Origin of the sequence: Lentzea terrae, from assembly GCF_003265345.1 — a bacterium.
Lineage (GTDB): Bacteria > Actinomycetota > Actinomycetes > Mycobacteriales > Pseudonocardiaceae > Lentzea > Lentzea terrae.
Map to the genome: position 1 here is coordinate 496,051 of NZ_QFWW01000029.1, position 20,427 is coordinate 516,477.

23 protein-coding genes are annotated in these 20,427 nt (G+C 68.2%); 14 read left to right on the forward strand and 9 right to left on the reverse strand.

The window, feature by feature from the left end; all coding sequences use genetic code 11:
* Nucleotides 1-18 precede the first annotated feature (18 nt).
* Entirely contained in the window at nt 19-963 is a 945-nt protein-coding gene (locus DI276_RS36850) for an SDR family NAD(P)-dependent oxidoreductase (RefSeq protein WP_112272294.1), read from the reverse strand.
* Between the two features lie 77 nt (nt 964-1,040).
* Here DI276_RS36850 and DI276_RS36855 point away from each other — a divergent pair, with 77 nt between their 5' ends.
* The gene (locus tag DI276_RS36855; protein ID WP_112272296.1) at nt 1,041-1,655 is read left to right on the forward strand and encodes a TetR/AcrR family transcriptional regulator; all 615 of its coding nucleotides are present in this window, start codon (nt 1,041-1,043) and stop codon (nt 1,653-1,655) included.
* 4 nt (nt 1,656-1,659) lie between these two features.
* On the forward strand, nt 1,660-2,142 hold the full coding sequence (locus tag DI276_RS36860; protein ID WP_112272299.1) for a GNAT family N-acetyltransferase: 483 nt from the start codon (nt 1,660-1,662) through the stop codon (nt 2,140-2,142).
* An 81-nt stretch (nt 2,143-2,223) separates the two neighbouring features.
* On the opposite strand, the gene DI276_RS36865 is transcribed toward DI276_RS36860, so the two are convergent.
* Entirely contained in the window at nt 2,224-2,874 is a 651-nt protein-coding gene (locus DI276_RS36865; RefSeq protein ID WP_112272301.1) for a MerR family transcriptional regulator, read from the reverse strand.
* Between the two features lie 60 nt (nt 2,875-2,934).
* On the opposite strand from DI276_RS36865, the gene DI276_RS36870 reads away from it, so the two are divergent.
* From DI276_RS36870 to DI276_RS36890, 5 genes are all read left to right on the forward strand, one after another.
* Nucleotides 2,935-3,840: a hypothetical protein gene (locus DI276_RS36870; protein ID WP_112272303.1), complete on the forward strand. Its 906-nt coding sequence runs from the start codon at nt 2,935-2,937 to the stop codon at nt 3,838-3,840.
* Nucleotides 3,837-4,286, forward strand: a complete 450-nt coding sequence (locus tag DI276_RS36875) for an ABA4-like family protein (RefSeq protein WP_112272305.1) — start codon at nt 3,837-3,839, stop codon at nt 4,284-4,286. Before DI276_RS36870 ends, DI276_RS36875 begins: the two co-directional genes overlap by 4 nt.
* A gap of 34 nt (nt 4,287-4,320) precedes the next feature.
* Entirely contained in the window at nt 4,321-5,595 is a 1,275-nt protein-coding gene (locus DI276_RS36880) for a thiolase family protein (RefSeq protein WP_408610610.1), read from the forward strand.
* The gene (locus tag DI276_RS36885) at nt 5,592-7,700 is read left to right on the forward strand and encodes a 3-hydroxyacyl-CoA dehydrogenase NAD-binding domain-containing protein (protein ID WP_112272309.1); all 2,109 of its coding nucleotides are present in this window, start codon (nt 5,592-5,594) and stop codon (nt 7,698-7,700) included. The genes DI276_RS36880 and DI276_RS36885 overlap by 4 nt, the downstream gene beginning before the upstream one ends.
* 98 nt (nt 7,701-7,798) lie before the next feature.
* Complete coding sequence (locus DI276_RS36890) at nt 7,799-8,950, forward strand: cytochrome P450 (protein ID WP_112272311.1); 1,152 nt, start codon at nt 7,799-7,801, stop codon at nt 8,948-8,950.
* A gap of 1 nt (nt 8,951) precedes the next feature.
* Here the strand turns inward: DI276_RS36890 and DI276_RS36895 are convergent, their stop codons facing one another.
* The gene (locus DI276_RS36895; protein WP_112272313.1) at nt 8,952-9,272 is read right to left on the reverse strand and encodes a hypothetical protein; all 321 of its coding nucleotides are present in this window, start codon (nt 9,270-9,272) and stop codon (nt 8,952-8,954) included.
* A 59-nt stretch (nt 9,273-9,331) separates the two neighbouring features.
* Between DI276_RS36895 and DI276_RS36900 the strand changes: the two genes are divergently transcribed.
* Nucleotides 9,332-9,871 (forward strand): HAD domain-containing protein, encoded by a 540-nt coding sequence (locus DI276_RS36900; protein ID WP_112272315.1) that lies wholly within the window; start codon nt 9,332-9,334, stop codon nt 9,869-9,871.
* Between the two features lie 76 nt (nt 9,872-9,947).
* Here the strand turns inward: DI276_RS36900 and DI276_RS36905 are convergent, their stop codons facing one another.
* The 3 genes from DI276_RS36905 to DI276_RS36915 all read right to left on the reverse strand — a co-directional run bounded on the left by DI276_RS36905 (nt 9,948) and on the right by DI276_RS36915 (nt 11,219).
* Nucleotides 9,948-10,451, reverse strand: a complete 504-nt coding sequence (locus DI276_RS36905; protein ID WP_112272317.1) for a DUF2199 domain-containing protein — start codon at nt 10,449-10,451, stop codon at nt 9,948-9,950.
* A gap of 82 nt (nt 10,452-10,533) precedes the next feature.
* Nucleotides 10,534-10,944 carry a type II toxin-antitoxin system VapC family toxin gene (locus DI276_RS36910; RefSeq protein WP_112272319.1) on the reverse strand — a complete coding sequence of 137 codons (411 nt, stop codon included), beginning with the start codon at nt 10,942-10,944 and terminating at the stop codon, nt 10,534-10,536.
* Nucleotides 10,932-11,219, reverse strand: a complete 288-nt coding sequence (locus tag DI276_RS36915) for a type II toxin-antitoxin system Phd/YefM family antitoxin (RefSeq protein WP_112272321.1) — start codon at nt 11,217-11,219, stop codon at nt 10,932-10,934. Before DI276_RS36915 ends, DI276_RS36910 begins: the two co-directional genes overlap by 13 nt.
* A gap of 72 nt (nt 11,220-11,291) precedes the next feature.
* On the opposite strand from DI276_RS36915, the gene DI276_RS36920 reads away from it, so the two are divergent.
* Nucleotides 11,292-12,005: a DUF72 domain-containing protein gene (locus tag DI276_RS36920; protein WP_112272323.1), complete on the forward strand. Its 714-nt coding sequence runs from the start codon at nt 11,292-11,294 to the stop codon at nt 12,003-12,005.
* Here DI276_RS36920 and DI276_RS36925 read toward each other — a convergent pair.
* Both DI276_RS36925 and DI276_RS36930 read right to left on the reverse strand, forming a co-directional pair.
* Nucleotides 11,971-13,257, reverse strand: a complete 1,287-nt coding sequence (locus DI276_RS36925) for an FAD-dependent monooxygenase (protein WP_232837176.1) — start codon at nt 13,255-13,257, stop codon at nt 11,971-11,973. The genes DI276_RS36920 and DI276_RS36925 overlap by 35 nt on opposite strands.
* Complete coding sequence (locus DI276_RS36930) at nt 13,254-13,805, reverse strand: PadR family transcriptional regulator (RefSeq protein WP_112272327.1); 552 nt, start codon at nt 13,803-13,805, stop codon at nt 13,254-13,256. Before DI276_RS36930 ends, DI276_RS36925 begins: the two co-directional genes overlap by 4 nt.
* A gap of 88 nt (nt 13,806-13,893) precedes the next feature.
* Here DI276_RS36930 and DI276_RS36935 point away from each other — a divergent pair, with 88 nt between their 5' ends.
* The gene (locus DI276_RS36935; RefSeq protein ID WP_332874733.1) at nt 13,894-15,594 is read left to right on the forward strand and encodes a glycoside hydrolase family 5 protein; all 1,701 of its coding nucleotides are present in this window, start codon (nt 13,894-13,896) and stop codon (nt 15,592-15,594) included.
* Here the strand turns inward: DI276_RS36935 and DI276_RS36940 are convergent.
* On the reverse strand, nt 15,549-16,280 hold the full coding sequence (locus tag DI276_RS36940) for an arylamine N-acetyltransferase family protein (RefSeq protein WP_112272331.1): 732 nt from the start codon (nt 16,278-16,280) through the stop codon (nt 15,549-15,551). The genes DI276_RS36935 and DI276_RS36940 overlap by 46 nt on opposite strands.
* Nucleotides 16,281-16,297: 17 nt before the next feature.
* On the opposite strand from DI276_RS36940, the gene DI276_RS36945 reads away from it, so the two are divergent.
* The 4 genes from DI276_RS36945 (at nt 16,298) to DI276_RS36960 (ending at nt 20,422) form a co-directional block, all read left to right on the forward strand.
* On the forward strand, nt 16,298-17,107 hold the full coding sequence (locus DI276_RS36945; RefSeq protein WP_112272333.1) for a DUF72 domain-containing protein: 810 nt from the start codon (nt 16,298-16,300) through the stop codon (nt 17,105-17,107).
* Between the two features lie 41 nt (nt 17,108-17,148).
* Nucleotides 17,149-17,505, forward strand: coding sequence for a peptidase inhibitor family I36 protein (locus DI276_RS36950; RefSeq protein ID WP_112272335.1), 357 nt, complete (start codon nt 17,149-17,151; stop codon nt 17,503-17,505).
* Between the two features lie 119 nt (nt 17,506-17,624).
* Nucleotides 17,625-20,027, forward strand: a complete 2,403-nt coding sequence (locus DI276_RS36955; protein WP_112272337.1) for an AAA family ATPase — start codon at nt 17,625-17,627, stop codon at nt 20,025-20,027.
* Nucleotides 20,024-20,422 (forward strand): hypothetical protein, encoded by a 399-nt coding sequence (locus DI276_RS36960; RefSeq protein ID WP_157985168.1) that lies wholly within the window; start codon nt 20,024-20,026, stop codon nt 20,420-20,422. The genes DI276_RS36955 and DI276_RS36960 overlap by 4 nt, the downstream gene beginning before the upstream one ends.
* Nucleotides 20,423-20,427: the final 5 nt, after the last annotated feature.

Below are 20,427 nucleotides of genomic sequence, written 5' to 3' on the forward strand. Positions count from 1 at the left end.
CGATATATCGGATATCACTCAGCCGAGCTGCGCGTTGACGACGGCCTCGACGTCCTCCCGGCTGGTCAAGCCGAGTGCGTCGCCGAGCGCCGCCGTCAGCGCGTCGAACGGATCGACCATCTCGACGGCGGCGAGCGCATCGGCCAGCGCGGCAGCGGTCCACGGTTCGCTGCCGCTCTCGACGCGCGGCCCGAGCGTCCAGCCCCGGTTGACCGCGACGGAACCCCCGCGCACCGACAGCACCTGGCCGGTCAGCAGGCAGCCGTCGCCGGCCAGACAGGTGACGAGTGGCGCGACGACACCGGGGTCGGTCATGCCCGATCCCGGCACCGTGGCCGTCAGCCGCGTGCGCACCATCGACGGGCTGACGCAGTTGACCCGGACACCCCACCGCCGCAGTTCCAACGCGTGGACGATGGTCATCGCGGCAACGGCCGAGTTCGCCGCCGCGTAGTTGGACTGCGTCGGCAGCGGGTTGAGCAGGCCCGACCCGGACGCGGTGTTGACGATCGCCCGATCGACCCGCACGCCGGCCTCGTGTTGTGCCCGCCAGTGGACGGCGGCCCAGCGGCTCACCGCGAAGGTGCCCTTCAGCTTGACGGCGACGACGTCGTCGAACTCCGCCTCGCCGAGCCGTTCCAGTCCCTTGTTGACCTCCGTCGCGGCGTTGTTGACCACGGCGTGCAGGTCGCCGAACTCGGCGACAGCGCGTTCGACCATGCGCCGTGCGTCGTCCCAGTCGACAACGCTGCCGGTGTCGGCCACCGCCCGGCCACCAAAGGCACGGATCTCGTCGACGACTGCCGCGGCGACGCTCTCGTCACCGCCGCGCCCGTCGATCTCCACGCCGGGGTCGTTCACCACGACGTTCGCCCCAGCCTCAGCGAGATGGAGCGCTTCGGCCCGCCCGATGCCCCGCCCCGCACCGGTCACCAGCACCGTTCGTCCAGTCATTCCGGTCATCGCTTCCCCTCTTTCAATGCACTAGATGCAACACTATACCGAGTGCATTAATTATCGGGGTGCACTAAGCTCGGCTCGTGCCAGACGATCTCGGACGCCGCGAGCGCAAGAAGCAGGCCACCCGCCACGCCCTGGTGGCCGCGGCGATACGACTCTTCACCGAGCGGGGCTACGACGAGACGAGCATCGCCGACATAGCCGAGGCCGCCGACGTCAGCAAGCGCACGTTCTTCCTGCACTTCCCCACCAAGGAGGACGTGCTGCTGGCCGATGCCGACGATCGCGTCGCCTTGGCCGTGCGCGCCATCGCAGACCGCACATCCGACACGTCACTGCGGGACGCTCTGGCCAACGCCGCGGACAGAATGATCACCAACACCGCCGAGGGCGACCTGCCGGCCGGTCTGGCCGCGCTCCGGGCCAGGCTCGTGGTGACCACACCCGCCGTGCAGGCCCGCATCCTGCACACGACATTCGCCGCCCAGGCACGGATCGCCACAGCACTGCGCGACGCGTTCCCGGTCGACGAGGTGACCGCCTCCGCCGTCGTGGGCGCGATGATGGGCGCGATCAGCGCCGCGACCGTCAAGAGCCTCGAACGCGGCGACACCCTCGACGCGACCCTCGACGCAATGCACACCGCCAAGTCGTTGGCTCTGCGCTGCGCCGACCTGATCACGCCCGGCAGCTGATCTCATGATCAGCACCGACCGGCTGGACCTGCTGTCGCTGCGAGTCGAGCACGCCGCGGAGATGGCCGAGGTGCTGGCGGACCCGGCGCTGCACACCTTCATCGGCGGCACCCCGCACACCCCGGAAGCACTCCACGCCCGCTACGAACGCCTGGCCGCAGGCTCCCCCGACCCAGCCGAACAATGGCTCAACTGGGTGATCCTGCTCCGCGCCGAAGCCCGCCTCGTCGGCACCGTCCAAGCAACCATCGCGGACCACGTCGCCGAGATCGCCTGGGTCGTCGGCACGCCGTGGCAAGGCCGCGGCATCGCCGGCGAGGCAGCGCGCGGACTCGTCGGCTGGCTGACCACCCAACCGGTCCACACCGTCGCCGCCCACATCCACCCGGACCACCACGCGTCCGCCGCCGTCGCCACCTCGGCCGGCCTCGCCAAGACCGACGTGTGGCACGACGGCGAAGTCCGCTGGCAACGCCCCTTGCAATGAGTCGTTTGCGGACGAAATCCAAAGAGTCATTGCTAAGCCGCAGGTCGCGGCGGTCCGCCAACTTGTATATCGACCGATATATCAGTTGGCAGCGGGCTCGTTGCCGACGCGGCCGATCACGTCGCGCGACACCTGGGCGTGCGCGAGTCGTCGAACGGCCTTGAGGACGGTGTCCCCGATGAGCGTGCCGATGACCATGGCCTCGATGACGTCGTCCCGCGAACCCTGCCGCGCGATGTACTCGACGTCGGCCTGCGCGATGATCTTCAGCCCCTCCAGGTAGGGGTCGAGCAGGTCGCGGAAGTGGCCGTGCCCGACCGAGCGGGCCGCGGACAGCGCGGCGGCCAGCATGTGCGTGACGTTGCTTTCGGTCACGTCGGCGCACTCGCGCTCGCCCTGCCGCGCGAAGAACGCCTGCACGTCCTCGACGGCGAGCGGGTCGAGCTCCACCGAGCCCGGCTGGCTGATGGCCTCCTGCACGGCGCCGAGCTTGTTGTGCAGCGAGTCGTCGCGGGTGTCGACGGCGGCGAGGACGTCGCGCACCGCCGCGATGGAGAGCCCGCCGACGTCCACGAGGGCGCGCACCAGCCGTAGGCGACGGAGGTGCTCGTCGTCGTAGTGGGCCTGGTTCGGGCTGGTCAGCACGCCGGCGGGCAGCAGTCCCTCGCGCAGGTAGTACTTGATCGTCGGCACCGGAACGCCGCTTCGCTTCGAAAGCTCGCCAACACGCATATGGATAGTGTACCTTTCCGATAGCGGAAAGCACCGCTATCCATTCTCTGAGGGGCTCAGATGTTGAAGACCGCGTACCACTGGCACCGGCCGTTAATGCTCTTCACGCTGTCCATGGTCGTGCTGACCCCGGTCGCCGCGCTCGGCATGCTGCTGGACGACCGGACGCTGCTCGACGCGCCGATCTGGTTCAAACCGTTCAAGTTCGCGGTGTCGTTCACGCTCTACAGCGCCTCTCTGGCGTGGTTCACCAGCCTGCTCGAAGGCCGTCTGCACAAGATCGCGTGGTGGCTCGGCACGGTGTTCGCGCTGGCCGGCGTCGCCGAGATGGCGATCATCGTCGGGCAGGTCGTCCGGGGTAGGCGCAGCCACTTCAACTTCGAGACGCCGCTGGACTCGGCGCTGTTCGCCACGATGGGCATGCTGGCGATTGTCCTGTTCAGCACCAGCCTGGTCATCGCGGTGCTGCTGTTCCGCAAGAAGTTCGACAACCCCGCCCAGAGCTGGGTGATCCGGCTCAGCCTGCTCATCGCGCTCGTCGGCATGAGCGTCGGTTTCCTCATGACGCAACCGCGAGAGGGTCAAACGCCGGCGAAGGGCGTGATCGGATCCCACTCGATCGGCGGGCCGGACGGCGGCTCCTACATGCCGCTCACCGGCTGGAGCACGGTCCACGGCGACCTGCGCATCGGGCACTTCGTCGGCATGCACGCGGTGCAGATCCTGCCCCTGCTGATCGCGTTCGCCGGCCGTTGGGCCAACGCGCGCCTCGCGTGGGTGCTCAGCGGTGGTTACCTCGGCATGACCCTGCTCGTGATCTGGCAGGCACTGCGCGGCCAGGCGCTCATCAAGCCGGACGCCCTCACCCTCGTCGCGCTCGCCGTCATCGTCGCCGCGACCGCGCTGGGCGTGGTGTGGACACGACAGCCCCAGAGGAACACCGACAAGGAGCTCGTGACCGCATGACCGCCACCCTGTTCGACCTGACGTTCCTGCTGATCGCGCCGTTCTGGGTGCTCATGATCTTCGCGCCGAAGTGGTCCTGGACGAAGAAGATCGCCGAGTCGTACCTGATCATCCTGCCGCCGGTCGCGATCTACGTCGCGCTGATGATCCCGGTGCTGCCTGAGCTGATTCCGCTGGTCACGCGGCCGGAACTCGCACCACTGGCCGAGTTCATGAGCACCGACACGGGCGCGGCGCTGGTGTGGGCGCACATGATCGCGTGGGACCTGTTCGTCGGGCGCTGGATGTACCTGGAGGGGCGTCGGCTGAACGTCCACCCGCTGGTCATGGCACCCGTTCTGGTGATCACGATCCTGCTCGCCCCCGTCGGGTTGCCGCTGTTCCTGATCGTGCGCAAGGTGTGTGACGCAACGAACAGGGGTGCCGCTGTGGTTACCGGCCAGTAACTAGGGCTAGAGTTGGCGTTACCGACCGGTAGGGATGTCGCGCACCCCCTGCCCGGTGGACAGAGTTGTCACCACAAGTGGAGGAGACGCCGTGGCCGCACCAGCAGCGCCGGCACGCGTTCGGAACGTGGTCTTCGTCGACGGCGTCCGCACGCCGTTCGGCAAGGCCGGCCCCAAGGGCATTTTCGCCGAGACCCGTGCCGACGACCTCATCGTGAAGGTCATCCGTGAGCTGCTGCGCAGGCACCCCGAGCTGCCGCCGGAGCGCGTCGACGAGGTCGCCATCGCGGCGACCACGCAGATCGGCGACCAGGGCCTCACGCTCGGCCGCACCGCCGCACTGCTCGCGGGCCTGCCGAAGTCGGTCCCCGGTTACTCGATCGACCGCATGTGCGCGGGCGCGATGACCGCCGTGACCACCGCGGCGAGCGGCATCGCGTTCGGCGCCTACGACATCGCCATCGCGGGCGGCGTCGAGCACATGGGCCGGCACCCGATGGGCGAGGGCGTCGACCCGAACCCGCGCTTCCTGTCGGACAAGATCGTCGACACCAGCGCGCTCGTCATGGGCCAGACCGCGGAGAACCTGCACGACCGGTTCCCGCACATCACCAAGGAGCGCACGGACGCCTACGCGGCCGCTTCGCAGGCCAAGTACGCCGACGCGCTCAAGAACGGCAAGATCGGCCCGGAGCTCGTGCCCGTCGCGACCCGTTCCGCGGAGCACGGCTGGGGCCTCGCCACCGCCGACGAGCCGCCGCGTCCTGGCACCACGGTCGAGGACCTGGCCAAGCTCAAGACCCCGTTCCGCCCGCACGGCCGGATCACCGCGGGCAACGCGGCCGGTCTGAACGACGGCGCGACCGGCTGCATCCTCGCCGAGGAGGAGACCGCGCGCGAACTCGGCCTGCCCGTCGGCATGCGGATGGTCGGCTACTCGTTCCTGGGCGTCGAGCCCGAGGTCATGGGCATCGGCCCGGTGCCGGCCACCGAGAAGGCCCTGGAGCGCGCCGGTCTGTCCATTGAGGACATCGGCCTGTTCGAGGTCAACGAGGCGTTCGCCGTCCAGGTGCTCGCGTTCCTCGACCACTTCGGCATCGCCGACGACGACCCGCGCGTGAACCAGTGGGGTGGCGCGATCGCCACTGGCCACCCGCTGGCTTCTTCCGGCGTGCGCTTGATGACGCAGCTGTCGCGTCAGTTCGCCGAGCGGCCGGACGTCCGCTACGGCCTCACCACCATGTGCATCGGCATCGGCATGGGCGGCACCGTTATCTGGGAGAACCCGAACTGGAGTGGCGACAAGTGACCATCACCGCTGAGGAAGCAAAGGCGATCTTCCCCGACGAGGTCGTCACCGTTGCCAAGACGCGTCTGATCAGCGTGCCGGGCCTCGACAAGCCGGTCGCGATCATCACGATCGACAACGGCCTGGACCACACCCGTCCGTCGACGTTCGGCCCGCAGTCGCTGGTGTCGCTCGGTGCCGCGTTCGACGAGGCCTACGCAGCCGGCCCCGCCGCCATCGCGGTGACCGGCAAGCCGTTCATCTTCGCCGTCGGCGCGGACCTGTCCGCGGTCGAGCAGGCCACGGACCGCTCGCAGGGCGTGACGATCGGCAAGCTGGGCCACGACGTCTTCAAGAAGTTCACCGACTCGGACATCCCGACCTTCGCCTTCGTCAACGGCGCGGTCATGGGTGGCGGTCTCGAGCTCGCGCTGTCGTGCCACTACCGCACGCTGGCGTCGAACGCGGCCGCGATCGCGCTGCCCGAGGTGTTCCTGGGCCTGTTCCCGGGCTGGGGTGGCACGCAGCTGCTGCCGAACCTGATCGGCGCCAACGACGCCGTGACGGTGATCTTCGAGAACGCGTTGAACCAGAACAAGATGCTCAAGCCGAAGGAAGCTCTGGCGCTGGGCATCGCGGACGTGCTGTTCGACTCCGCCGACTACCTGGAGCAGTCGCTGTTGTGGCTGTCGCAGGTCGTGCGCGGCGAGATCACGGTGGCGCGCAAGGAGATCGACCGCGGCGAGGCGTGGGACGCCGCCGTCGCGCGCGCCAAGGCCATCGTGCACGGCAAGACCAAGGGCGCCGCGCCGGGTGCGCAGAAGGCCCTGGAGCTGCTGGAGCTGGCCCGCGAGAACGACCTGGACAAGGGCTACGCCGCCGAGACCGAGGGCCTCGCGGACCTCGTCATGAGCGACGAGCTGCGTGCCGGTCTGTACTCGTTCAACCTGGTGCAGAAGCGCGCGAAGCGCCCGGCCGGTGCGCCGGACAAGTCGTTGGCGCGCAAGGTCACCAAGGTCGGTGTCGTCGGCGCGGGCCTGATGGCCTCGCAGATGGCGCTGCTGTTCATCCGCCGCCTGCACGTGCCGGTCGTGCTGACCGACATCGACCAGGCGCGCGTGGACAAGGGCGTCGGCTACGTCCACAGCGAGATCGACAAGCTGGCCGGCAAGAAGCGCATCTCGCCGGACGAGGCCAACCGTCTCAAGGCGCTGGTGTCCGGTGCGCTGGACAAGGCCGCTTTCGCCGACGCCGACTTCGTGATCGAGGCCGTGTTCGAGGACCTCGCCGTGAAGCAGCAGGTGTTCGCCGAGGTCGAGGAGCACGTCTCCCCCGAGGCCATCCTCGCCACGAACACCTCGTCGCTGTCCATCACGGACATGGCGTCCAAGCTCAAGCACCCCGAGCGGGTCGTGGGCTTCCACTTCTTCAACCCGGTCGCGGTCATGCCGCTGCTGGAGATCGTGCGCGCCGAGCAGACCGACGACGCCACGCTGGCGACGGCGTTCGCGGTCGGCAAGCAGCTGAAGAAGTCCTCGGTGCTCGTGAAGGACGCGCCCGCGTTCGTCGTGAACCGCCTGCTGACCCGCTTCATGGGCGAGGTCATCAAGTCGGTCGACGAGGGCACCTCCTTCGAGGTCGCCGACAAGGCGACCGAGCCGCTCGGCCTGCCGATGTCGCCGATGATCCTGCTGCAGCTGGTCGGTTCCGCCGTCGCGCTGCACGTGTCGGAGACGATGCACAACGCGTTCCCCGACCGCTTCTCGGTGTCGGAGAACATGAAGAAGTTCGTCGCCGCCGGCAAGGGCGCTGTCTGGCAGTGGGACTCCACCGGTGCGCAGACCGTCGACCCCGAGGTCCTGGCGCTGTGGGAGTTCGGCTCGACGCCGCTGACCGGTGACGAGGTGAAGAACCGCGCGCTGGAGGCGTTGGCCGAGGAGATCCGGATCATGCTCGACGAGGGCGTGGTCGCGGAGGCGCAGGACATCGACCTGTGCATGCTCCTGGGCGCCGGCTGGCCGTTCTGGCTGGGTGGCATCACGCCGTACCTGGACCGTGCCGGCATCTCGGAGAAGGTGACGGGCAAGCGGTTCCTGGCGCCTGGTGTGGCGTCCGTGCCTGCCTAAAAAGTGCGTTTGAAGCCCCCGGCTCTCTCGACGGAGCCGGGGGCTTTTTCGCCTGCTCGGACCTACACCGACCGTGATCATCAGCCTACGTTCGGTGCATGGCCAGAAGTTATCCCTTCGCGGAACCCGATCGGCTGGACGTCGACCCGGCGCTGCTGGCGGCACCGCCCCTGATCCGCGTGAAAATGCCGTACGGCAAGGAAACCTGGCTCATCACCGGCCACCAGGAAGCACGCGCGGTCCTGAGCGATCCCCGGTTCGTGCGCACCACCGCCGACCCGCTCGACGAACCGCGAATGGGCGCGCACAACAACGCGCCCGGCATTCTGTCGTTGGACCCGCCGCAGCACACCCGGCTGCGCAAGCTCGTGACGAACGTCTTCACCGTGCGCCGCGTGCAGGCTCTGCGGCCGCGCGCCATCGAGATCGCGGACTCCCTGCTCGACGAGCTGACCCCGCCCGCCGACCTGGTGGAGGGCCTGGCCCGGCCGTTCCCGATGCTGATGATCACGACGCTGCTCGGCATTCCGCAGGAGGACCACAAGAAGTTCGGCATGTGGGCCGACAGCTTCCTCAGCACGGGCGCGGTGCCTCTGGAGGTCGCGGCGGAGCACTACACCGCGATCTGCGACTACCTCGCCGCGCTCGCTGCGCGACGTGCTGCCGCGCCGACGGACGACCTGTTCGGAGCGCTGGTGCGGTACCTGAACGCGGGCGAGCTCACGATCGACGAGCTCGTCATGGTCTCGTTCAGCATCCTGGTGGGCGGCCTGGAAACGGTGAAGACCCAGCTGCCCAACATGGTCTACCTGCTGCTGACCTCTGGCCGTTGGGACTCGTTGCACGCCGCGCAGTTGCCCGCCGCAGTGGAGGAGATGCTGCGCTACGTCCCGCTGCCGACGACCGCCGTGTTCGCGCGCTTCGCCACCGAGGACGTGCCGGTGGGGAACGTCGTCATCGCGCGGGGCGAACCGGTGCTCGTGGAAGTGCCCGTGACGAACCGCGATCCGCGCGTCTTCGCCAACGCCGATGAACTGGACTTCGCCCGCGATCCCAACCCGCACATGGCGTTCGGGCACGGGGCGCACTACTGCCTCGGCGCGCAGCTGGCCAGGCTGGAGCTCCAGGTCATGCTGGAACGCCTGCTGATCCGCATGCCGGCGCTGCACCTCGCCGTGCCGGAACCCGAACTCGGCTGGCACCGCGGCTACATGGTGCGCGGCCTGACCGCGCTGCCGGTCGTCTGGTGAGTCAGTCCTCGATCTCCGGCTGGTACTGCTCCGCGCTGCCGTCCTGGCGGATGAAGTAGGCCTCGATGTTCGTCGCCCGCAGCGTCACCTCGGACCCGGCCACCAGGTCGCGGAACCGCAGCAGGTCGGGCAGGCCGAGGGCGACGGTGTCGAACGGGTGCTTCTGGCGCAGCATCAACGACCGCCGCAACGCCTCGCTGAACGCCCGGCGCGGTGAGTCGTCGTCCTCGGGGACCTCCACCAGCGCGCCTTCGAGCTGACGTTCGAGCGCGGCCCGCACGTGGTCTGCCGTGCCCCAGGCCGCGATCTCCGTGAGAGTCATGTGTCCCGTATCGGGAAAAATCGCGGGATCATTAGCAGTCCGGATGTTTCGATCAGGTCATGTTGTCGCGACCGGCGATCCTCATCGACGTCGACGGCCCGCTGAACCCCTATCTGGCGAAGCCGACTCGGCGTCCGGCGGGCTACACCACTCATCGCATACGTCCTGCGGGTTTCGCCAGGCCGCTGCGCGTGTGGCTCGACCCGTCGCACGGTCCGTGGCTCCTGTCTCTCGCCGCCGCCACGGGCGCAGACCTGGTGTGGGCGACGACGTGGGAGCACGAGGCGAACGAGTTCATCGGACCTCGCCTCGGACTGCCCGAACTGGAGTGGATCGACTTCGGCGGACAGGGCTCCGACCACCGCGACGGCCACCACGGCAAAGTTCCCGCGATCACCGAGTGCGCGGGCAGCCGACCCATCGCGTGGCTCGACGACGAGTTCCAGCGGCGTGACCCGCAGTGGGCGGCGGCACGACCCGGCACCCTGCTCGTGCCGGTCGACGCCCGCAAGGGCATCGGCATCGATCACCTGGAACAGGTCCAGGCGTTCTTCACCGATATATCAGTCGCGACACCGCTCAACCTGCCCTTGCAATGAGTCTTTGCGGACGAAGTCCAAAGTCTCATTGCTAAGGTGCAGGTCAAACGGTATGCAAAACCGATATATCAGTTCCTCACTGGTGCAACGCGATCTCCGCGAACTCCTGAACGCGCGCGAGAGTGATGCCCTCCCGTTGCTCCACCGCCAGCGGATGATCGGTGGGCTCCAGCTCGATCAACGGCCGGATGCCGAGCTCCTGGGTGTGCAGGTTGGTCTTGAGATTGAGCGTCGTGGGCTCGTAGCCGGGCAGCACCGTCGACAGCCAGCCGAAGTACGGCGGCTCCTGCACCCGTGCCGGGTCCTCGAAGACGTCGCCCATGCGGATGAAGTTCTCCTTCGAGAGCGACACCCACACGCCCCACTCGAAGTCCTCGTCGGCGTCGTGCACCGGCAGCACGACCCGGCCGCGCACGAAGTAGTGCTCGTCGTTGATCACGCAGTACTCGTCGCCGAGCACGTTGCCGGGGGTCTCGGCGAGCTCCGGCGACCAGTAGACGGGCGCGGCCATGGCGTAGGCGAAGGGAAGGCCGTTGTGCTCCTGGCCGCAACACGTGCAGGTGAACGCCGGAGTGATCATGCCGGGCAGCCTAGAGGTGAACGCTTGCCGTCAAAGGCGTTTCGGCCCACCACGACGACCTGGATCCGCAGGAGCTGGTGCGTCAGACCTGGCGGATCGGCACGACCTCCACGAGCCGGTCGAGGTCCTTGAAGTCCTTGACGTTCATCGTCAGCACGGGCATGCCCGCGACCGATGCCGTGGCGGCGATCTGCAGGTCCATCCGCCGCGGCCGGGGGCTGCGGCCCGCACGCCGCACCAGCGAGGCCATCTGGCCGTAGACCTTGGCCTCCTCCATGCCGAACGGCAGCACCTCGAACGTGTTCATCGCCGCGTAGTACCGCTCGGTGCGGGCGGCCCGCTCGACCGGGTCGTCGACGTCGATCCCGAACGCCAACTCGGCGATCGTCACCGCGCTGAGGAACGGCTGGGCGTCCAGATAGTCGCCCAGGTGCGCCCGCTCGAGCCTGATCAGCACACAGGTGTCGAGCAGGCAGCGCTTCACCTCTGCCACGGGTCTTCCAGCGGGTCGTCCGCGCCGAAGACCTCGTCAGCCGCCCTCCGGTCCGCCTCCCAGCGGTCGGCGTCGACGGACGGCAGGGTGCCGAACAGCACCTGGATGTCACCAAGCGGCGGACGGGACACGGCTTCCTCCCGATACGGCGAGAGCTGGGCGACCGGCTTGTTGTTGCGCGTGACCACGAAACTCTCACCCGCCTCGACACGGCGCATGATCTCCGCGTTGTCGTTGCGGAGCTCACGCTGCCCAATGGCCTGGAGCTGCTGCATAGCACAAACGTAGCACAGATCCGAGAGAAGTGCTACAGAGTAGCCGGGCAGCGGCCGGGATACCCCGATGACGTGATCAGGATCGGCACGTCGGGCTGGCGCTACCCGGAGTGGCGCGACGGCTTCTACCGCAACGTCCCGCAGCGGCGCTGGCTCAGCCACCTCGCCGCGCACGTCGGCACGATCGAGATCAACGGCTCGTTCTACCGCCTCCAGCCACCCTCGAACTACCAGAAGTGGGCCGCCGAGACCCCTCCGGACTTCACCTTCGCGGTCAAGGGCTCCAGGCTGATCACGCACCACAAACGCCTGCGCCACATCGAGGACGCGCTGAAGACCTTCACGAGCTCACTGGCGCTGGGCCCCAAGCAGGGCCCGATCCTCTGGCAGCTGCCGTCCACCCTGCGTTTCGACCGAGCCGTCCTGCAGGACTTCCTCGCCGCTCTCCCACCAGGTCGGCACGCATTCGAACCGCGCCACGAGTCGTTCCGCACCGACGCGTACTTCGACCTGCTACACGCGCACAACGTCGCTCACGTCGTGTCAGACGCACCGACGTTTCCGTGCATCGAGGCGGTCACCGCCGACTTCGCCTACATCAGGCTGCACGGGCACGACGAGCTGTACATCAGCTCCTACGACGACGAGCAGCTCGACGAGTGGGCGCAGAAGATCCGCGACTGGGACCGCGACACGTACGTCTACTTCGACAACACGATGCACGGCGCGGCCCCGTACAACGCGCTGAGCCTCATGGACCGGTCCAAGTCTCCAGTGCGGCGGTGAGGGTCGCCGGGTCTGCCACCCACGCGACGTGGCCGTCCGGCCGGATGAGCACGCCACCGAGGTCCGGGAGGAGCACCGGCCGCCCCGGACGCAGCAGCTCGGAGACCGTGGTGGGCCTCCCGTCCACCACCACCGGAAGGTTCGGCGCGAGCCGGCCGAGCAACGGGTGATCGCCGGGGATGCGCGGGTCGTACCAGGTGTCGAGGCCGGTGACGAGCTCGGCGAGCTGCTTGCCGTTCAGCTCCGCGACCAGGTCCCGCACCGGCGCGAGATCTTCGCGTCCCAGCAACGACTGCGCCCGCGTCGTCCGCAGCACCCGTGCCCCCACCGGATGCCGTTCGTCGTGGTAGGTCTGCAACAACCCGGCCGGCGCCCGGCCGGAGACGGTCGCGGCCAGCTTCCAACCGAGGTTCATCGCGTCCGCCAGCGCCACGTTCACGCCGACCGCCCCGGCAGGCGGATGCACGTGCGCAGCGTCCCCCGCCAGGATCACCCGCCCGTGCACGTACCGCTCCGCCTGCCGCGCGGCGTCGGAGAACCTGCTGAGCCACAACGGTTTCCCCAGCGGCACAACCCGTCCCAGCCGCGCGTTCAGCAGCTCCTGGACGTACTCGAGCTCGACCGGGCCGGAGCGCGGTTCCGGCTCTTCCAGCACGATCCGCACGTAGCCCGGCCGCGGCAGCACGAACACCTCACCGGTCGCGAGCGCGTCGAAGTCGGCCTCGACGTCCGCGACCAGCCCGTACGAAGTCGCGTCCACACCGGGAAAAGCGATGCCCGCGCGTTTGCGAACCGTACTGCGACTGCCATCGCATCCCACGAGATATGAGACGCGCCAACAGTCTTCGCCCACCACCACATCGACGCCGTCGTCGTCCTGCGTGAAGTCGACGACCTCGCTCCCCCACCGCACCCGCACGCCGAGCTCCGCGAGCCACTCCTCCAGCAGCTCCTCGACCCGGTTCTGCGCGATCCCGAGCGTGTACGGGTGATCGGTGTCCATCGCCGACAGATCGAGGAACACTCCCGGCAGGAACATCCCGTACGGCACAACGGGTCCCTCCGCGAGGAACCGCTCGGCCAGCCCGCGCCGATCGAGCAGCTCGAGGCTGCGCGCGGACAACGTGAAGCCACGCGGATGCGACGACCGCCGAGGAGCCGCGTCCACCACCGCGACCTCGACCCCGGCCAGCGCGAGCTCGGCCGCCACCAGCAGTCCGGCCGGCCCGGCCCCGGCCACCAGCACGTTCACTCCGGCCACCCCAGCTCACCGGACTCGATCTCGCCGATGATCTCCTCGACCCACCCCAGCTCGGCCTCGGCCATCCGCTCCGCGTACTCGACCTCGATCACGAACAACCGCGGAACCTGTTGCAACGCCGACAGGTGCTCACGCCGAACTTCCTCAGTCGACGCCCGCAACCGCTCCGCCCGCTCCCGCAACGCCTCCACCGCACCGGCCGGCCCGAGCGCGCCGAGGTAGCTGACCGCGGACAGGAACTTCGGGAACTCGGCCTGCGGCTCACGCACCAGCCGATCCACCCACCGGGTGAACTCCTCCTGCCCAGCCGCGGTGAGCTGGTAGATCGTCCGCTCCGGCCGCGCACCGACCTTCACCGTCTCGCGCGCCTCGATCCATCCCTCACGCATAAGCGCGCGCACCACGTCGTAGAGCGATCCGGTCGTCACTTTGAACGCGCGGTCCATGCCGCGTTCGCGCAACGTCGCCGCCATCGCGTGCGGATGCAACGGCGACTCCAGCAGCAACCCCAGCACCGCCATACCCAGCGGATTCTTCATCACTCGACTCCGATCGCTCGGTTCCGAGTATTTGATGCGGGTCCACGGTTGTCAACTAGCCTCATCAGATATGAGAACGATTCGCGTCTTGGCTCCCCTGCTCCTGGCCGCGACTCTCGTGGCACCCGCACAAGCGGAAGCGGAAGCGGCGACCTGGACCGGCCCACTCAGCACCCGCGGCCGGTGGATCGTCGACGCCCACGGCGACCGCTTCAAGCTGAAGTCCGGCAACTGGCACGGTGCGAGCGGCACCTGGAACGGTTCCGGCGACAGCAACGACCCCGCCAACCACCACGCCGGCGAGAAGGCCGACCAGGTTCCGCTCGGCCTCGATCGCGCGACCACGGCCTCGATCATCAACGGCTTCAAGGAGATCGGCGTCAACAGCGTCCGGTTGCCGTTCTCCAACCAGATGATCAAGGACACGAATCCCGTCAACGGGTTGAAGGACGCGCACCTCAACGGCAAGCGGCCGCTCGAGATCTACGACGCCGTAGTAGCCGAGCTGACGAGCAACAACCTCGCCGTCATCCTCAACAACCACACCACCACGTCCAGGTGGTGCTGCGGCGTCGACGGCAACGAGCGGTGGAACACCAGCCAGAGCACTGACCAGTGGGTCAACGACTGGGCGTTCATGGCGAACCGGTACAAGGCCAACAAACGCGTCGTGGGCGCTGATCTGTACAACGAGGTGCGCCGCAACATCTGGGACGACCCGAACTGGGGCTGGGGCAACGACCACGACTGGCACAAGGCCTCGCAGCAGGCCGCGGACCGCATCCAGCAGACCGCGCCAGACCTGCTGGTCATCGTCGAAGGCATCAACTGGACCGGCATCCCCGTCGACGGCTTCCCGCACGGACGGCCGACGCTGGAGCCGGCGAGATTCCTCAGCCACACGCTCGCCAACCCCGACAAGCTCGTCTACTCCGCCCACTTCTACGGCTACACCGGGCCGAACCACAGCGGTGCCACCGGAATCGGCGAGACGAGCGACCCGCGTTACCAGGACCTCTCGCCGCAGGAGCTGACGGACGTCCTGCAGCGCCAGGCGTTCTTCATCACCGAGGCGCAGAAGCACTTCACCGCGCCGTTGTGGATCAGCGAGTTCGGCGTCGGCGGCCGCGATGAGAGCAACCCCAAGGCACGCGACTGGTTCGAGCGGTTCGTCAACCACCTGATCGCGACGGACGCGGATTTCGCCTACTGGCCGTTGGTCGGCTTCCACACCGACCGGCGCGGCAACGGATGGGCGCTGCTGCACTGGGATGCCAACGGAAACCGCATGGGCGTCAACGACGGCGACGACTGGCGCGCGTCGGCGTGGAACCGGCTCGTCACCGCGCCACAACGGTCCGGGCAGGTTCCGCGCGAAACCCGGTGGAACATGCTGCTCAAGGAATCGTGCCCGCAGAACGAAAAACTCGTAGGCATCAGCCACACGGGCAACCGCGGACTGTGCGTCAGCGGTCCACAGTGGAGCAGCACGACCAGGGTCACCAACGAGCAGCACGTGACCAACGACTGGGCGGTCGGCTACACGAAACTCCAGTGCCCGCTCAACAACGCAGCCGTCGGCTACGCGAACTTCACGTTGGTGTGCGCGCCGATCGCCACCGCGACGAGCTCACAGGTCCTGTGGTTCGACCGCGGCGACAACCGGCCCGACCAGGGCGGCGACTGGGCCAACGGGCACTACAAAGGTCAGTGCGCACAGGACGAGCACATCGCCGGCGTCGCCTACAACTGGCGCAGGACACCGGACGCGTTGCTCTGCCGGAAGTGAAGTCCGAAGTACTCCAGGAAAGCGGCCGCAGGATCCTCGACGTCGGTTGAGGTCTTGTGGCCGTCTTTCGTGATCACGACCTTCTCGTCCGTCACGGTGACCCGCCCGTCGAGCCTGGCGAGCGACGCCCGCGGCGCCTTGCGGAAGCCCGACTCCGGCGCGGTCTGCTGCCACCAGCAGGTCGGCATGAACTCCGCCAACGAACGCGGCCTGCGCTCCAGCCGGTAGGCGAGCGAACCGTTCATGAACACGTCGACGTCCTCGCCGTGGTCGGCCAGCCGGAACACCCCGAACGGGTCCTGCTGGTCCTCGCGCGACGTCCACGACAACGGGTGCAGCGAGAACGCGCCGAACCCGACGTCGACCAGCCACGCACCGTCCACCACCAACGCCAGGTGGTCGAACGGCGGCCCGAGCTTCTCGCCGTTGAACACCCGCGCGGCCAACAGCTCGACTGAATGACCCAAGTCCCGCAACAACTCCGCGAACAACCCGTTGAGCTCGTAGCAGAACCCGCCCCGCCGCTGCGTCACGATCTTGTCGTACAGCCACGGGATCTCCAGCACGATCCGGATGTCCATGTGGGTGTGCAGGTTCTCGAACGGGACGCTCAGCAGGTGCAACTCCTGCAGCTCCGCCAACGACGAGTCCCGCGAGGCGCCGATGCGCTGTAGGTATCCCTCCACCGTGTCACGATAACGAAATGGGCGAGGTCAGGATCGGCACTTCGGGATGGGTCTACCCACCCTGGCGCGGCAAGTTCTACCCCAAGGGCGTCACGCAGAAGCGCGAGCTGGCCTACCTCAGCGAGCAGCTCAACTCCGTGGAGATCAACGGCTCCTTCTACTCGCTGCAACGCCCGTCGAGCTACGAGAAGTGGGCCTCGGAGACGCCGGAAGACTTCAAGTTCGCCGTCAAGGGCAGCCGCTTCATCACCCACATGAAGCGCCTCAAGGACGGCAACGAACTGCTCGCGAACTACCTCGCGTCCGGCGTCCTCGCACTGGGCCCGAAGCTCGGCCCGATCCTCTGGCAGCTCCCGCCGACGCTGCAGTTCGACGCCGGCCTGCTCACCAGCTTCTTCGAGGGCCTCCCCCGCACCACCACCGAGGCCGCCGAGGTCGCCAAGCTCCACGACCACCGCGTCGACCCGGCCCACACCACCACGGACGCTGAGCGCCCCATGCGGTACGCACTCGAGGTCCGCCACGAGAGTTTCCGGACGCCGGAGTTCGTCGACCTCCTCAAACGCCACGACATCGCGCTCGTGGTCGCGGACGCCGCCGGCAAGTACCCGCTGATCGAAGAGGTCACCAGCGACTTCGTCTACGTGCGGCTGCACGGCCACGACGAGCTGTACGTCAGCGGCTACACCGACGAGGGCCTCGACATGTGGGCGAACAAGGTCAGGAAGTGGCGCAAGCACGGCGACGTCTTCGTGTACTTCGACAACGACGCCAAGGCGTATGCCCCGCGCGACGCCATGGCGCTGCAAGATCGTCTCGCCGATTGATCCAAACGGACGCACACTCGTTGTCTGACGGAGGTGCGCCCATGTCGACGAAGAGCCTCATCGCCGCCTTGGTGATCACTGCGGGCGCGGTTGCCTCCAGTGGGATCGCTGTTGCACAGAGTGACAAGAACTGCGACAAGGGCGAGTTCTGCGTGTGGGCTGGACCGGACTACACGGGGGCCGTGCAGCGGCTCGACCTGGAGTCCGCGAACCCCGATGAGTGCATCCCGCTGAACATCGTCGGCAGGTCCTTCGTCAACCGCCTGAGCAGGGACGCGAGCGTCTACCAACGCGAGAACTGCTCGACCGAGGCCGAGTTCACCACCTACCCCAAGCACGGCACCTACGTGCCCGACGCGTACTTCGTCGTCCGGGCGCTGGAAGTGTGGGAGCCATAACGAGGGCGGACTACTTTAGTCACCCTATGTAACACCACCCGATCGTGTGAGTACTCACCAGTAGGTCTCATTTGGCTCCTAGGTTGCCGCCCTATCGAGTGGTGGCAGCTGGAGGAAATGTGACCGTGGCGGGTGAAGCCGGGTTACTCGAACTGATGGCCGGGCGACTGGCCAAAGACGATCTCACCCCACGTGCGGCGGAACTGGTGCTGGCGGCGTGCCGTGGCGAGGCAGCGCTGGAGCGCGCGCTCGCCGGTGTGCCCGCCCAGGAGGAGGCGCCGCGGGAACGGACGGACGGGCCCGGCCAGGGGATCTTCGTGTCGGAGATCCGGGTGCGCGGCTTCCGCGGCATCGGGCCCCAGGCACGCCTGCCGTTGGCACCGGGGCCGGGACTGACCGTCGTGACCGGACGCAACGGCTCCGGCAAGTCGAGTTTCGCCGAGGCCGCGGAACTGGCACTGACCGGCTACAACGCCCGGTGGACCCGCGCGCGGCACGACGTGTGGCGGCAGGGCTGGCGCAACCTGCACCAGCACGACACCGCCGTCGAGCTGGAGCTGGTGCAGGCCGGGCAGGCGAACAGGACCACGATCCGCAGGCGCTGGACGGCGGACGAGGACCTGGCGCAGGGCGAGTGGACCCAGGACGACGTCCCGTTCGACGACCGACGGTGGCACGACGCGTTGGAGACCTACCGGCCGTTTCTGCCCTACAGCGAACTGGGGACCGTCCTCGACGCGCAGCCTGAGGACCTCTACGAAGCGCTACACCGTTTGCTGGGGTTAGAGGCTATAACCGAAGCACAACAGTCTCTCGCCGAGCACCGCAAACGCCTCGCCGAGATCGTCGCCCGTCCCTACGACCGGCGCGAACGGGTGCGGACGGAGCTGGCGGCGTCCCCCGACGAACGCGCCCGCCGCGCCGCCGAACTGCTCGGCAGCGACTCCCCCGACCTCGACGCGATCGCGGACCTGGCACTGGGCGCGGACGTCGGCAGCGGAACGAGCCTGCTGCACCAGATCGTGGACCTGCCGCTGCCGCCCGACGACGAGATCGACAGGTGTCGTGAGACCCTCGATCTGGCGTTAGGGGCTGTCACGGTTGTGGCAACGGATAACGCGCAGGACTCGTTGCGGTGCAGCGAGATCCTGCGGCTCGCGATCCAGCTGCAGGAGTCCGGCGGCAACCAGTCGTGCCCGGTGTGCGATCTCGGCCGGCTCGACGGGCTGTGGCTCGGCAAGGCCAAGGAGCGCGCCGAGCACCTCGCCAAGGCCGCCGCGGAGCTGCACGACGCCGCGGACCGGCTGGACGTCGCGGTGGCGGCAGCGCGGGCGTTGTGTCAGCCGGCGCCGGACGTGCTGCTGGAAGCGCAGGACATGCTCGACACGACCGCCACGCTGCAGGCGTGGCAGGCGTGGGAGGACTGCGTCTCGATCGACGACCCCGTGCGACTGCGACAAGAACTGTTCGACCGGTACACAGACCTCATACAGGCTGTGGACCAGCTGAAAACCGTCGCGAAGGAGCAGATCGACCGGCGCGATCTCGTCTGGCGGCCGATGGCGCTCGCGCTGTTCGAGTGGCACTCGCAGGCGCAGCAAGCGCTTGCGGACGCCGAGGTGCTGGCCGACGTGACCGAGGCGGAGAACTGGATCCGCAAGACGGCCGCGACGCTGCGGTCCGAGCGCATCGCCCCGTTCGCCAAGGAGTCGCAGCGGATCTGGCAGCGACTGCGCCAGCAGAGCAACGTCGACCTGGGCGCGGTGCGGCTCGGCGGCACCCGCAACGTCGAGCTGGACGTGTCGGTCGACGGCGTCTCGAACTCGGCGCTGGCGGTGATGAGCCAGGGCGAACTGCACTCGCTGGGGCTCGCGTTGTTCCTGCCGCGCGCGATGGTCGACGAGAGCCCGTTCCGGTTCGTGGTGATCGACGACCCGGTGCAGGCGATGGATCCATCCAAAGTGGATGGTCTCGCGCAGGTGCTCGCCGACGTCGGTCTCACTCGCCAGGTCGTGGTCTTCACACACGACGAACGGCTGGTGGAGGCGCTGCGGCGGTTGCGGCTCGCGGCGACGGTCTGGGAGGTCTGCCGTGGCGAGGAGTCCGTGGTGCGGGTGCGGATGTCCGACGATCCCGTTGGCCGGTGCCTGAACGACGCACGGGCGATGCGCGGCGACGAGGACCTGCCTGAGGCGTTGCGGGCCGAGCTGGTGGCGTCGTGCTGTCGGGCGGCATTGGAAGCGGCGTCGCACGCCCGGTTCCGGCGGGAACGGCTCGGCCGCGGGATGCCGCACGCCGAGGTCGAACGCGTGCTGGAGTGCGCGTTGACGACGAGGCAGAAGCTCGCGCTGGCCGTGCTCGACGACCTCGCTGAGCCGGGAAAGCTGATGCCACACCTGGAGGACGTCGTCGGCTCGTGGGCCGTCGACCTGCTGCAGGCGTGCCGCGTCGGCGGTGACGGCGGCGATCTCGACGTGCTGATCCGCGACACCGAACTGCTGGCGGGGTGGCTGCAGAGATGACCCTCCCCCCGAACATGCCCGCGGACGTGCAGGACCGCCTGATCTGCGTCGCGAACCTGCTGGCGCGCCCCGACCAGCTCGACGGCGTGCGGATCCGATGCTGCGCCGAGCTGTTGCGCACCGCGGTGGAACGGTCGGTGGCCCGCGCTTGCGGCGCGGAGAACACCGATCAGCCCGTGCACGCGCTGCTGCTCAGGCTTCCGTCGCATGTGGACGCTGACGTGGCACACGACGCTTCCCAGCTGTGGCACGCGTTGAGCCGCGCGATCCGGCACCACGGCTACGAGCTGAACCCGACTGTCGCGGAACTGCGCGGCTGGCACGCCGACACCGCGTCGGTCGTGCGGGCGCTCCGGCCGACCCTGACCCTGTCCGGCACGATCGACCTCACCTGAAGGCA